The organism is Candidatus Hydrogenedentota bacterium (assembly GCA_016791475.1).
In the GTDB taxonomy this organism is placed as follows: Bacteria; Hydrogenedentota; Hydrogenedentia; order Hydrogenedentales; family JAEUWI01; genus JAEUWI01.
Genome location: JAEUWI010000028.1, coordinates 1 through 13,808 on the forward strand (window position 1 = coordinate 1; position 13,808 = coordinate 13,808).

Sequence of the window (13,808 nt, forward strand, 5' to 3'; positions counted from 1 at the left end):
ACCGCCGTGGTACCGCGCAGGTATGCCCGGTGGTGTGAGAGGGGGAGAGGGGTAACCCCTCCCCCTACTCGATTGGGGGGCTTCGAGGGGACTGTCCTGCACGTTCGACGACCTGGCAGGGTGTGTCGAACTGCAATGCCCCAAGAGATTAGATGGGGGTGGTGTGTTTACGCGTGCGGGACTGTCCTCCCGCTTTAAAAGCGCGGGACGGTCCCGAACGCCGGGCGGGCGTTGGCGGGCTGGGGCTGCGAGGTTGACCCGCAGTCGTGTGGCGTAGTCGGGAGACCCTTGCGTTCAGGACGGTCCCGTCGAGGGCGGCCATGCCGACCAAACTTCCATTGACTCCGTTAGATGGGTATGGTTTAACCCAGGAGACGGACAATGCAGAAATCGGATACGGCGTTAATGGAGCGGTGGATCGCCGCGAGGGACCCGGAGGCCTTCGCCCAACTGGTGGATCGCCACGCGGGCATGGTGCTGGCCGTGTGCCGCCGGGTGTTGGGCAATCATGCGGACGCGGAAGAAACGGCGCAGGAGTGCTTCCTGCAGGTGAGCCAGGCGCAACGGGCCGTCGCGCCATCCATGGGCGGCTGGCTCCATCGGCTCGCGACGAATCGCGCGCTGGATCGCCTGCGAAGTGACACGGCGCGCGCGGCGCGTGAACGAAACTATGCAGCGGAGCAATCCGGATCGACCGAACCCACCTGGAACGATATCCAACCCCATGTGGACGCCATCATCGCGCAATTGGCGGACGAACTTCAGGCGCCGCTGGTGCTCCACTTTTTCGAAGGGCACACCCACCGGGAGGTGGCGCGGGCGCTGGGCATCGGGCGCTCCACCGTGACGGAGCGGATACAGCGGGCCATTGTTGAAATCCGGGAGCAACTCGCGGCAAAGCACATCACCCTGGGCCTCGCCGCGCTGTCCGCGCTGTTCGGGACCCTCGAAGTATCGGCAGCTCCGCCCGCGTTCGTCGCTTCGCTCAAGAAAATTGGTATCGCGACGGGGCGGTCGGCACCTCCCACGGGTTTGCCCCTTAAATGGCGGGCAGTGGCGGTTGCCGGGGCGATTGCGGTGCTGGTAGCTGCGTTGTGGGTATCCAATACGAGGGCCAACGCGCGAAGTGGAAGAGACGCGAGCACGGTCATCGAGACGGATGTGGAGGCGGGTGGCGAAGGGCCGACCGGCGCGTATGAGGAAGTGGCGGAGGTGATAACGCCGGTCGCGGAAGCGGCGGATATAAGCCTCGCGCGTGGCGACGTAGTAGAGGCGGCGACACCCGAGGCGGAGAAGCCGGAAATGCTCCGTCTGCGCTGCGTGGACGAGGAGGGTAAGCCCGTGGCGGGGGCGGAGGTGTATTACGTTAAGTGTGCCTACGCCGACACGCCCACGCCAGGAAAGAGCGATCCGAAAATACTGATACGGGAACCCTTTGGGCCGACGAATTCGGACACCGATGGATTCGTGAAAGTGCCCGCGGTTGAGGATTCAGCGGAATTCTATCAGGCGTACGCCCGTGTTCCAAACGCGCTGGTAGGAACGTGGGGCTATCGACCAACCTCCCAAGTGCTGGACTGGAGCAAGACGATTACGATGGTCAAGTCCACACGCATTGCGGGAACGGTGAGGGTTCCGAATGGAATGGATCCGTCACAGGTGGATATAAACGTGCTCACGGTGCGCATTGGATTGGGCGTAGGCCGTGGTGGGCCCTTTGAAGCCTCCTCCAAATATCGCCCGTCGTTCTGGCCCGAGGTGTTTTCCACAAGGCCCGCTCGAGATGGGGCATTCAGTATTGGCGACCTCCCCACGGGACATTCCTATTACCTCGCATTCACGGGTGCCGGTCTGGGAGAAGCACAGCGTTTTGACTTCAACGCCAATGGCGAAACACCTCTTGATGTGGAGATGTTCCCGGAGGCGACTATCTCGGGTACCGTCCGTTACGCCGCGGGTGGACCTGCGGCGGATGTGCCCGTATTCGCACATCCATTTTCAGGGCAAGATATGAAACTTGGCTTCATCACGGCGTTTGAGACGCGCACCGACGCACTGGGGCGATACACATTCAAGGGCCTACCGGATGTCTCGTATTCAGTGCTGGCGCGGCACGATGGAAATCCTCCTTCAGGGATCTCTCCCGTCGTCCCGATACTGGAACTACTGCCGGGGTCGACGCAGAAAGATATCGACATCACCATTGAGCAGGGCGCACTCCAGGAAGGCACGGTGACAGACAAGCTGAGTGGCGACCCCATCGTGGGTGCCCGGCTGGTTGCACTGAATCCGGCGGATGAGGAGTACGGCCCTTTTGCGCAGGCAATCGGCAATGCCACCACCGATGCCGAGGGCAAATTCGCGTTTCGTCTTCCTGTTGGTGTGTCTCAGATATACATCTCGGAGGTACCCGAAGAATTCCTCAGTCCGGACCAACAAAACAAAACGCTGATCACGGTCGCCTCGGGCGACACAAGGCTTCAGCCGGTGACCTTTCAACTGGCAAAGAAGAGCGAAGCGGAACTGGCTCCCGCAGGAACGGCGACGCTGGAATGCCGGGTGATAGACGCGGAAGGCCGACCACTGGCTGGGGTTCCCATGGCCATCGAACGCAAGTACAAGCACGGCGAGAGCAATCATCAGACGCAGACCCCGTCACGCCCGACGGGTGAAGACGGGCGATTCTCCATTGCGAACATCGCGACTGGCGAGTACCAACTCGTCGTGGGCGGTGGTACCTACAGCCGCATTTCTTCGGAGTGGTTTGCCGTTGAAGCGGACGAAACGAAGTCCCTTGGCGACATTGCCGTGGAACGATACGATCAAAAAATCGTGGTGAATATCGAGGGCTTCAATGAGGCCACGACCGTGTCCCGACCCGACGTGATCGTGAAGGTACGAGATACCGATGAATATATCGCGGACGCCCAGGTGGATGCCTCGGGGCGTGTGGAATTCCATGTTCCCAATCTTCCCCTTGTCGTCTCCGGCGGCCAGGAGGGCTATAAGTACTTCGAGGTTGATGCCGAGCCAGACACAGAGATGGAGATCGCGCTGGAGCCGGAGGAGGGTGAACCCGACGGTAGCGGTTCGGAAGAGTAACTGATTCATGACGACGGCGGGTGCCACTCGGTCCAAATAATCCGGACAGGGTGGCACCCGTCGTGTTTTTTGGTTTTCTACCGTAAATGCCTTTCGGGACAGTCCCCGCCACAAGTGCGGGACGGTCTCGAACGCGTGGCGGGCTTTGGCCGGTTGGGGTTGTTTGATTGATCCGGTGTCGTGATGCTTTGGCGGCGGGCCCTGGCGTTCAGGACGGTCCCGTTGATGCGGTCCCGTAGTGGCGCTATTCCATCTTCTCCAGGGGCTGGGCGTTGCCGCGTTTGATGCCGCCGGCGACGCGGGTGGGGGCGGCCCATTGGATGCCGTTGGCGATGACTTTGAGGACGGTCTCGTTGTGGTAGATGGGGAGGGTCTCGTGGCCGGGGCGGAAGTAGAAGACCTTGCCGAGGCCGCGGTGCCAGCAGCAGCCGCTGCGGAAGACTTCGCCGCCCTGGAACCAACTGATTAGGACGAGCTGGTCGGGCTGAGGGATGTCGAAGTGTTCGCCGTACATCTCGGCTTTTTCGAGTTCGAACATCTCGGGAAGGCCGTGGGCGATGGGGTGGGCGGGGTCAACCACCCAGAGGCGTTCTTTCTCGCCTTCGTTGTTGTATTCGCGCCACTTGAGGTCGCAGGAGGTGCCCATGAGGCGCTTGAAGATCTTGGAGAAGTGGCCGCTGTGCAGGACGACGAGGCCCATGCCGTGCTCCACGACGCGCAGGCGCACCTTCTCCACGATGGCGTCGTCCACGCGGTCGTGGGCGGTGTGGCCCCACCAGGTCATGACATCGGTATTTTCGAGGACTTCGTCGGTCAGGCCGTGTTCCGGATCATCCAGTTCGGCGACGCGGACGGAGGCGATGCCGGGGACCTGCTCGATGTAGCGGGCGATCTGGCGTCCCAGGCCGTCGGGGTAGAGGGCGGAGACTTTGGGATTGGTTTTTTCGTGAACGCCTTCGTTCCAGATGGTGACGCGCAGGCCTTGGCTCATGGGGGAACTCCTTCTACGGGCTGGTGGAACGGATTTGTTGAACCACGAATGGACACGAATTTACACGAATAAGAAAAAGAAATGAACCACGGAAATACACGGAAGTTCACGGAAAATGGGAAGCCCCGGGAGCTAAGGTGTGGCCGAGATGCAACGAGTAATTCGAAATATCAGTCCAGCCGTCCAGGTCTCCTATTCGTACTACTACCTGCAATCTTGATGCATTTTTTCGTAGAAATTGAACGGCTTCAAAACCTCTACACATTGCCTAATGTCGGGCCCTTACAGGGCTTATATATTTTTTACGCGTTTAACCCTGGGCGCTGCCCAGGGCTAATATGTTGGTGGCCCTTCGGGCCGGAATACCATCTTCCTATCAAACGCCAATTTTGATGTTCTTATTCGTGAAAATTCGTGTCCATTCGTGGTTCAATTTTTTGTTTAAACGGTTGAGTTCTTAGAACGCTTCCCCGTTCAAATGCAACTCGGCCAGGGCGGCGATGGCGTCTTTGTCGAGCTTGGGGAAGAGGACTTCGGGATTATTCAAGGGCAGTCCGGCGGCGATGGGGGCTTTGCCGAGGATCCACACGTCTTCGCCGCCGCTGGGGCCGCCTTCGGGTATCGTAATGTTCAGGATGCCGGCAAGTTTCTTCGCGCCGCCGGGCATGAAGGGGGCCATGGCGTGGCACAGGGCATGGACGATCTGACAGCAGACGTAAAGCGTCGTGCCGGTGCGCTCCATGTCGGTCTTGCGGGTGGTCCAGGGAGCTTTGCCGTCGAAGTAGACGTTGGCCTTGCGGCCGAGATCGATGAAGCGCTCCAGGGCCTGACGGAATCGGAAGCCTTCGAGGGATTCGGCGATGGCGTCGATCCCCTCGGGAATCGCGTCGAGCATGGCCTGATCGTCGGCATCCAGCGCGCCGGGATGGGGGATGTGTCCGTCGAAGTTTTTCACGGTCATGGTGAGGCAGCGGTGTACGAAGTTGCCGACCACGTCGCAGAGCTCGCCATTGTAGCGCGTCATGAAATCGTCCCAGTCGAAGTCGGCATCTTTCGATTCCGGGGCGTTGGCGCAGAGGTAATAGCGCAGGACGTCGGGATCGAATTGCTCCACGGCCCACTTCACGGAGATCATGTTGCCCCGCGACTTGGAGCCCTTTTCCGACTTGCCCGTCTGGCGGTTGAAGATGTTCAGGTATTCATTACCCACCACGTTGTCGGCCATGATGTAATCGCCCTGGCCAATGAGCATGGCGGGAAAGATCACGGCATGAAAGGGGATGTTGTCTTTGCCGATGAAGTGGAGCAGGCGCGTGTCGGGCTGTTTCCACCAGCCCTCCCAGGCATCCGGATCGCCGTAGGTGTCGATGCCCCATTGGCGCGTGTTGGAAACGTAGCCGATGGGGGCGTCAAACCAGACGTAGATTTTCTTGCCCTGGGCCTCGGGCACATCGAGGGGGATCGGCACGCCCCAATCCGTGTCGCGGGTAATGCAGCGTGAGCGGAGATCGCCGACCCAGCCATTGGCGATGCCCTTTACATTGGCGCGCCATTCGGGGTGGGTGTCGAGCCAGTCCTTGAGCTGGCCCTGGAACTTGGGCAGGTCGAGAAACCAGTGGCGCGAATTCTTCAAAATGGGCGTGGAGTTGTCGCCCGGAATATTGGCCCGGGGCGCGACGAGATCCTGAGGAGGGTACTGGGCGCCACAACTTTCACATTCGTCGCCGTTGGCGTCTTCATAGCCACACTTCGGGCAGGTGCCGCGCACGTAGCGGTCGGGCAGGAAGCGGTCGGACTGTTCGGAGTACCACAGTTCGATGTCTTCCTGGTGGATATAGCCCTCTTCAAAGAGCTTGGTGAAGAAGCGCTGGGTGGTGTCGGCGTGGAGATCCCAGGAGGTGCGGCCATAAATGTCGTAGGAGATGCCGAGGCGCTCGAAAGCGATTTTGTTGGCGTGGTGGTAGCGGTCGATGACTTCCTGGGAGGTGATGCCCTCCTTCAGGGCCGTGAGCGTGATCGGCACGCCATACTCGTCCGAACCGCCAACATAGAGGACAGCCTCGCCGCGCAGGCGAAGGTAGCGGACGTAGACATCGGCGGGGAGATAGGCGCCGGCGATGTGGCCCAGATGGATGTGGCCATTGGCATAGGGAAGCGCGCTGGTGACGAGGGTGCGCTGGAATTTCTTTTCGGAAGACATGATGAATGGACGCCTGTAGATTGCTGGGGCTGTTGGGTTGAATAAGGCCGTATTTTACCTGAAGTCGGGCGGGTGGATCACGGCGGTCTTCCCGAGTGCGACTGAGTCAGCGGAAGGCGGGGAAGAGGAGTATTCCCACAGATACACCGAGATTTTAACAGATAAGGAAATGAATGGGCGCTGGCGGGTATGAATGCTTCAACCACGAAGGCTCTGGAGCGGGCATCGGTCGCCATAGAAAGAAATTTGCGCAGATATCGCATGGGAATTCACGAAAGATCTTCCGGAGGAATATTTCTTCGTAAGTTGCCACCCATTCCATGGATATGGACTCATCAAGTAAATTAACTTGGATTCCTTTGCGTCTTAGCACCTTTGCGAGGCAATAGGTCAAAAAATTTCTCACGCAAAGGCGCGAAGGCGCAAAGAGAGGGAATAGGGCTGAGACCGGAGGCTACTCCGCGATCACGTCGAAGACCACGACGCCCAGCGGGCCGAAATCGGCTTCGTAGGTGCCCGGCTCGGCCTTGATGATCTTGCCGAGGGCGCCGTTGGAGATAAATTGATCGGGTTCAATGGTGTAGCCGAGGCCGACGAGGGTATTGATGGTCTTGCGCAGGGTTTCCCACTGCCCACCGGCGGCGTCGGCGCCTTTTCCGGTGTTCACGGTCTGTCCGTCGCGCGTAAGGGTGACAGTGACGGCGTCTTCGTCGATTTTCTCGGGGGACTTGTAGTCACCGGCGATGAAGAGCTTGGCGTTGATATTCCAGGCGGCCAGATCGGCGGCTTTGGGCGGCTGGGTGGATTCCACGGGACCGCCGGGCACCTCGATCATGGCGAGAACGCTCTTGATATGTTTCTGGAGCGTGGTCACATCCGCGACGGGCTCCGTGATGGCGGCGCCGATGATGTAGCCCACTTCCGTTTCGATGTGGCGCGCGGGGTCTTCGGCCAGATTGATCGTGACCGCTTCACACGCGCAAAGCACGCCACCTGCAGGAATAACGCCAGCGAGGGGGCCCTCGACGCCCATGGCTTTTTGGCCGGGTGCGGCCACGATGGCCGCCTTGAATCCCGCGGGCTTTGCGCCGTTCAGGAGTTGCTTCACCACCAGGGTCTGGACCGCATAGCCATCGTCCAGGGCGGCGTCGGGATGGGCCACGCTGAGCAGCGGCATGGGCGTTACGGCGGTGCGGGCGTTCATGATCTTGTTCGCTAATTCCGTGTGCCAGTCGTCGGCCCGTGCGGCGCTTGCGGTGGCAAAGGCAAGAATCGCGATTGCGAAGCGTAGTTTCGAAGCCCTTGTGAAAGACATAAATTCTCCTGATGTTGATATATCGTACTTTTCTTTGCGTCTCTGCGTCATCACGTGCCATCACGCCTGGATATTTTTGCACGCAAAGGCGCTAAGCCGCAAAGCATAACGACCTCGTGAACCGCTCAAGTCGCGGCTGATTACTTCACGAACTTTTCCCACTTTGGCAGGCGAATCAGTTGCACTTCGTACACCATGCGCTCGGTTTCTTCCGGGCCGAAGGCGCGGGCTTTGGCGATGGTGTCCCGCCGTGCGGGATCGATCACTTCGGTCCAGGCCACGCTGTAGAGGTGGCCGTCCGCACCGATGGCGAGGCTCTCGGTGAAGAAGGGCCGCCGGTCGTCCCGGCCGATAACCAGTCCGTGATTTTTCATCATTCCCTTTGCGATGTCGTAGCTCAAGAGGTAGATGCCCGACTGTACGTCGGGGCGTCCGGGAATGGTGGCGGCGGGGCCATTGGCAAGGTAGAGGATGGTGTTGTTGTCCGGCGCGATGAGGAAGCCGAGCTGGCTGATCTCCGGGTTGCGCGGCATGCCCTTGTAGGCGTCATGGCGGAAATCGCAGAGGGCGCGCAGGTATTCCTTCTCCGGTGCGAACTCGAAAAGGGCGGTGGTTTCCCATTGCACACCGAAGAAGCTCTTCGTGGCGGGATTCCATTCGAGCACGCGCCAGTTGTACTGGAACTCGCCTCGTTTGGTTTCCGCCGCCGATTGGGAGAAGACCAGACGGGAGAGATCGAGTCCCTCGATGTACTGGAAGGGGCGGGGACGCAGTCCCGGTTGGAAGCGCCAGATCTGGCCGTCCATGGTGGACCCGTAGAGGTTGCCGTTGGGCTCCAGAGCAAGGGTGCGGCAGACCCGGTCCCATTCGTGGGGCAGGTGTCCCCATTCGCCCCGGCCCTGCACCGCACCCCAGGAGTGGAGGTCGCCGGTCTTCAGTTCATAGGAGATCAGCAGGGCGGAGGGCCACGACAGGCCGTAGAGCACTTCGCGATCCTTGTCCAGGATCATGGTGATGAGGCCCTCATCGGGCAGAATCCGGGCGAGGTCTTCGAAGGCGCCCGTTTTCAGATCGTAGGCCATGAAATGGCCGCCCTGGTAGAGGGACTTGCCCTTGGCGTCATATCCCGGAAGGCCTTCGGCGTAAAACGAAAGGTGGGTGGAGAAGTAGAGCTTTCCGTTGTGCTCATAGAAGGGTACATGAATCTTGCCCTGAGAGATATCCTTGCGCGCGTCCTCCCCCACGGGCGCATCGAGGGCCGCGATTTGCGTTACGAGCTCCGTGGCCGGCTCGAAGCTGTAGAAGCGGCATGCGTAGTCCGTGTTGTGGGTGTCGATGGAAAAATAGAGCTTGCCATCCGAAGCCGCGGCAAGCGAATGGTAGTTGCTGTCGCCCTGGGGGAAATCGGGCTGGAAAAACGCGCAGGGTACGCGGTCTTTGATATCGGTCAGGGGAAAGGTCTTCTTGACGACATCGGCGGGCTGTTCGGGCCAGGCCGATATGGCGACGAGCACGGCCAGGAGCGGCCAGGTTAGGCGGCGCATACGATCTTGTCTCCTGCGAGGTTTCGGGCTTACAGCCACTTCTGCTTCCTGAAATAGGTCACCATGCCCCCGCTGAGGGCGAGCATGAAGCCCCAGATACCGAAATAGCCCCAGTGCCAGCGCAGCTCGGGCATGTTTTCGAAGTTCATGCCGTACACACCCACGATGAAGGTGAGGGGGATGAAGATGGTGGCGATGATCGTGAGCACCTTCATGACTTCGTTCATGCGGTTGCTCACGCTGGAGAGGTAGGTGTCGTGCATGCTGCTGAGGATATCGCGGCTTGTTTCCACGATGTCGATGACGCGGATGGTGTGATCGTAGAGATCGCGCAGGAAGACGCCCGTGCCCTCCTGGATCAGCGTTGATTCCGTCTTGAGTATGGAGCCGATTTCTTCGCGCAGTGGCCAGACCGACTTGCGGACAAAGAGCACTTCGCGCTTGAGGCGGTGCAGCTCGTGCATGTGCGCGGGTTCCGGGTTGGCCACGATGGCGTCTTCAATGGTTTCTATGTAGTCGCCGAGGCGTTCGAGGGCGACGAAATATTCATCCACGACCGCGTCCATCAGGGCGTAGGCCAGGTAGTCCGCGTCGAGTTTCCTGACGCGTCCCTTGGCGTTGCGGATCCGGTCTACGACGGGAAAGAAGACATTGCTGTCCCGCTCCTGGAAAGAGATGACGAAGCCCCTGCCGAGAATGATGCTGATGGTATCGATGTCGATATCCTTCTGCACGTCATCGAAGGTCAAGGTCTTCATCACGATGAAGATGTAGCCCTCGAACTCCTCGGATTTGGGCCGCTGGGCGGTGTTCACAATATCTTCCTGGGTCAGGGGGTGGATCCCAAAATGTTCACCCAGCGCCGCGATCTTGTTCACATCGTGAATACCCACGACATTGACCCAGGTGACACCCGGCTGTTCCCGGGCGAGGGCGCAGTCGCCCACCCGTGCATCGTTGGTCTCCACGGCGAAATCCCCGCAGAATCGGAGTACGTCCATGCGGGTATAGTCGAGCTTCTGTTCGCCGATGAATACCGGTGTGCCGGGGGAAAGGCCAGCCTTATCGGTGTAGCGGCCCTGCCGCCCATCGCGCTTCCTTTTCTTCTTTTTCATTCCAAACTCCTTCCGGGGAGCTTCCATGGTGCCATGGCGCGCCCGGACGATCCAAGCGTTGGTCGACGCCTGCGAAAAGAATAGTGCGAAAGGCGTTGGATTGACATCGATTTCATGCTTCTATACACTTTCGGCGGTGGTGGCCCGCGTGGATCCGCTCCGCATATCTGTGTCCCCACCCCCCTCGACATTGTGTATTCATTGGGGATGGTCCTTGCGCGATTGGAGCGCGCGAGGCCGGTCATTCCTTCGGTGATGGCGTTGCCCCCTGGCAAACCCCAGCTTCATCCTATCTTAACCGCAGGGAAAAAATTGATGACGACCACCATGCCAGGCCAGGGATCGAATTCCTGGCGCGAGGGCCTGAAGCCCTACCACTATCTCGTACTTGTCGTGGCCTGTCTCGGCTGGCTCTTCGACACGATGGACCAATGGCTGTACGTTATGGCGCGGCAACCCGCCATAACCGAGTTGCTCCGAAACGCGGAGTTGTCCACGGCCCCCGATGACGTGCGTTACTACTCGACGCTGGTGCAGGGCATTTTCCTTTTTGGCTGGGCGACGGGCGGCCTGTTTTTCGGCATCGTGGGTGATCGCTGGGGCCGGACGCGCTGCATGGCGATTACGGTGGGCATGTATGCCGTTTTCACGGGTCTGAGCGGCCTGGCGCAGAACTGGGAGATGTTTGCCCTGTTCCGCTTCCTCACGGGCCTGGGTATCGGCGGCGAATTTGCGGCGGGCGCGGCCCTGATCGCGGAGGTGTTCCCGCAGCACGCGCGGGCCACGGCGCTGGCGATCATGCAGGCGGCGTCCTCGCTGGGCAATATGGCGGCGGGTTTCATCAGCCTGAGCGTGTTCTCCTATGTGCCGCCGGAATCCGCATGGCGCTGGATCTTCGCCATCGGGTTCATCCCGGCCGTTCTAGTGTTTGTCATCCGCATGTTCATCGAGGAACCGGAAAAGTGGAAGGAGGCGCAGGAAGACGCGAAGAAGGGGGACATCAAGCTGGGTGTGATCACCGAGTTGCTCTCGCCCGCATTGCGGCGCCGGACCTTGTGCGCCGTGGGCCTGGCGGCGGTGGGCGTTATCGGTTTCTGGGGTATTGGCACCTTTTCGCCCGACCTGATGCGCGGCGCCACCGCCGATCCCACGGGTGACGGCGTTGTGTTCAACGGCGACCAGAACAACGCCGCCGAAGTGGAGGCATTCCGCGCGACGCTCAGCGAGCGCGATCAGGCGCGCTTTGACGGCCTGAGCGACAATCCCGAGGGCCGCTCGAAAGAAGATCTCGCAAAAGATGCGAACCAGAAGGCGAGTATCGCCGTCATCATGCAGAATTTCGGCGCGTTCTTCGGCGTGCTGGCGTGGGGCTGGCTGGCCCAGCGCACGGGCCGCAAACCGGCCTTTGCGGTGGCCCTGATTTGCAGCGCGATCATCGTTCCGATCACCTTCCACTTCACCACCTCCTTCACCATCGCCCTGATTCTCTATCCGATCATGGGCTTCTTCCTGACGTCGCTCTTCGGCGGATACGCGGTGTACTTCCCGGAACTCTTCCCGACGCGCCTGCGCGCCACGGGCACGGGCGTGTGCTACAACGTGGCGCGTTACATCGCCATCGCCGGTCCTTCCGCCCTGGCCTTCCTGAGCAAGCCCTACGGTTTCGCCTGGGGCGCCACCATGCTCTCGTCGGTGTTTATCATCGGCCTGATAATCCTGGCCTTTGCCCCGGAGACCAAGGGCAAGGAGTTGCCGGAGTAATCATTGCAGCATTCGCAGGGCGAGGTGGGTGTCAGTGACACCGCCTCGCCCTTTGCTTTGGGGACTGTCCTGCACGCAAGGCCACTTGAAACGGGTGTGGCGTCCCAAGGCTATCTCGTTCGACTTGCTTGAGGAACGGTTGCCAGGCGTGCGGGACTGTCCCCCGTTTTCAAAAGCGCGGGACGGCCCCGAACGCCTGGTGGGCTTTGTTACGGCACGTTTATGGGATTTGTTCGTCGTATCGCTGCCTAATTTGAGTGCCTTTTCGTTCGGGACGGTCCCGGTGCGGCGGTCCCGTCAGGCCCTTAAATCGAGGCATTTAATGCTGCGGTAGGTGCGCTCGTTGCGAACGTAGAGGAGGCCCTGGGCCAGGATGGGCGGTGTCCACACGGGGTAGCGAAGGGCGCGGGCGCGGGCGATCTCCTTGTAGCCTTCGGGGCTGGCCTCGATGAGGGCGATGTCGCCGCGTTCGCTCACGCCGATGAGGTGACCTTCCGCCAGGATGAACGACGCGCGGCCCAGGCCTTCGTCGGCCGTCCAGCGGACTTTTCCCGTGGCAAATTCAATGCAACGCAGGTTGGAGCCCCGTTCGTGGCGACCATCCATGCCGTAGAGAAAACCATCGAGGTAGAGGCTGGTGGCCCAATGGTTCTGCATGGCGAGCTGGTCTCGCCAGACTTCTTTGAGTCCCGCCGGGTCGAGCTTCAGGGCAACGGCGCCGACGTTGTAGGTGGCGGAGAGGAAGACGATGTTGTCCACCAGCACGGGCGTGGCGGCGATGGCGGATTCATAGGTCTCGGAGCGGAAGGGATAGCTGAAGCGCTTCGCACCGGTCTTGGCTTCGAGCACGAGGAGACCGTCGGCGGTGTGGAATATGGCGAGGCGCTCGCCATGGACCGTGGCCACGATGGGTGTGGAATAACTGGCTTGATCGTCGCTCGCCTGCCACACGGTTGCGCCGGTGGCGGTGTCAAAGGCCACGACGCCCGCGCCGCTGGGCCCGCCGATATTCAGCAGGAGCAGGTTTTCCTCGATGACGGGCGCGGTGCCCGCGCCGAAGAAGCCCTGGGGCACGTTGAATTCCTTATTGACCGGGCGCTGCCAAACGAGTTCGCCGGAGTCGAACTTCAGGCAGGTGACCACGCCCTCGGCCCCGTAGGTGAAGACGTGATCGCCATGGATGGTGGGGGAAGAGCGGGGTCCGCCATTGTAACCGTAGGTGTCCACGTACTGGGTCGGGTAGGCGTACTTCCAGTGTACTTCGTCGCCCTTGAGGGCGTTGACGCACTCGATTATTTCTTCATCGCCGATACGGTGGAAGGTGAGCAAGCGGCCCCTGGCCACGACGGGCGCGCCGTAGCCTTCGCCCACGGTGCGCTCCCAGAGGAGGGGCGGGCCATCGGCGGGCCAGGTCTTGAGCAGGCCGGTTTCCGCAGAGATTCCATTGCGGTTCGGTCCGAGGAAGCAGGGCCAGTCGGCGCGCACCGGCGCGGTGGTCACATCGGGCGCGGGCGCGGACTCCTGCGCGCGGGCCAACAGGGGCAGGGAGGCAACGGCGCCGATAAACGCGCGCCGGGAAAGGTGCTTCTGATACTTGCGGGGGGTCTGGTTCATGGCGTGGGCCCTTTCGCGGTCGGAGACTCACTTCCCGACCGGAATTATGGTACGGTGCCGCGCCGTGGCCGCGCAAGCCGCCGAATTGCCTCACAATAAATCTACTCGAAATGCCTTCGTTGCCTCACGAAGCAGATCTATCCAACGCCGCCCGGCGCAGCCGCCG

8 protein-coding genes are annotated in these 13,808 nt (G+C 60.7%); 2 read left to right on the plus strand and 6 right to left on the minus strand.

Features of this window, described 5'->3' with window-relative positions:
• Positions 1–381: 381 nt before the first annotated feature.
• Positions 382–3,102, plus strand: a complete 2,721-nt coding sequence (locus JNK74_15615; GenBank protein ID MBL7647614.1) for a sigma-70 family RNA polymerase sigma factor — start codon at positions 382–384, stop codon at positions 3,100–3,102.
• A gap of 244 nt (positions 3,103–3,346) precedes the next feature.
• On the opposite strand, the gene JNK74_15620 is transcribed toward JNK74_15615, so the two are convergent.
• The 5 genes from JNK74_15620 to corA all read right to left on the minus strand — a co-directional run bounded on the left by JNK74_15620 (position 3,347) and on the right by corA (position 10,267).
• Positions 3,347–4,093 (minus strand): ThuA domain-containing protein, encoded by a 747-nt coding sequence (locus tag JNK74_15620; GenBank protein MBL7647615.1) that lies wholly within the window; start codon positions 4,091–4,093, stop codon positions 3,347–3,349.
• Between the two features lie 457 nt (positions 4,094–4,550).
• The gene (metG, locus tag JNK74_15625) at positions 4,551–6,293 is read right to left on the minus strand and encodes a methionine--tRNA ligase (GenBank protein MBL7647616.1); all 1,743 of its coding nucleotides are present in this window, start codon (positions 6,291–6,293) and stop codon (positions 4,551–4,553) included.
• 454 nt (positions 6,294–6,747) lie between these two features.
• Positions 6,748–7,608, minus strand: coding sequence for a hypothetical protein (locus JNK74_15630; GenBank protein MBL7647617.1), 861 nt, complete (start codon positions 7,606–7,608; stop codon positions 6,748–6,750).
• Positions 7,609–7,748: 140 nt separating this feature from the next.
• Positions 7,749–9,152 carry a hypothetical protein gene (locus tag JNK74_15635; GenBank protein MBL7647618.1) on the minus strand — a complete coding sequence of 468 codons (1,404 nt, stop codon included), beginning with the start codon at positions 9,150–9,152 and terminating at the stop codon, positions 7,749–7,751.
• 29 nt (positions 9,153–9,181) lie between these two features.
• Entirely contained in the window at positions 9,182–10,267 is a 1,086-nt protein-coding gene (corA, locus tag JNK74_15640; GenBank protein MBL7647619.1) for a magnesium/cobalt transporter CorA, read from the minus strand.
• 315 nt (positions 10,268–10,582) lie between these two features.
• Between corA and JNK74_15645 the strand changes: the two genes are divergently transcribed.
• A complete protein-coding gene (locus tag JNK74_15645; protein MBL7647620.1) occupies positions 10,583–12,028 on the plus strand; it encodes an MFS transporter in 1,446 nt (481 codons plus the stop codon).
• A gap of 297 nt (positions 12,029–12,325) precedes the next feature.
• Here JNK74_15645 and JNK74_15650 read toward each other — a convergent pair whose 3' ends face one another.
• Positions 12,326–13,642, minus strand: coding sequence for a PQQ-like beta-propeller repeat protein (locus JNK74_15650; protein ID MBL7647621.1), 1,317 nt, complete (start codon positions 13,640–13,642; stop codon positions 12,326–12,328).
• Between the last annotated feature and the right edge of the window lie 166 nt (positions 13,643–13,808).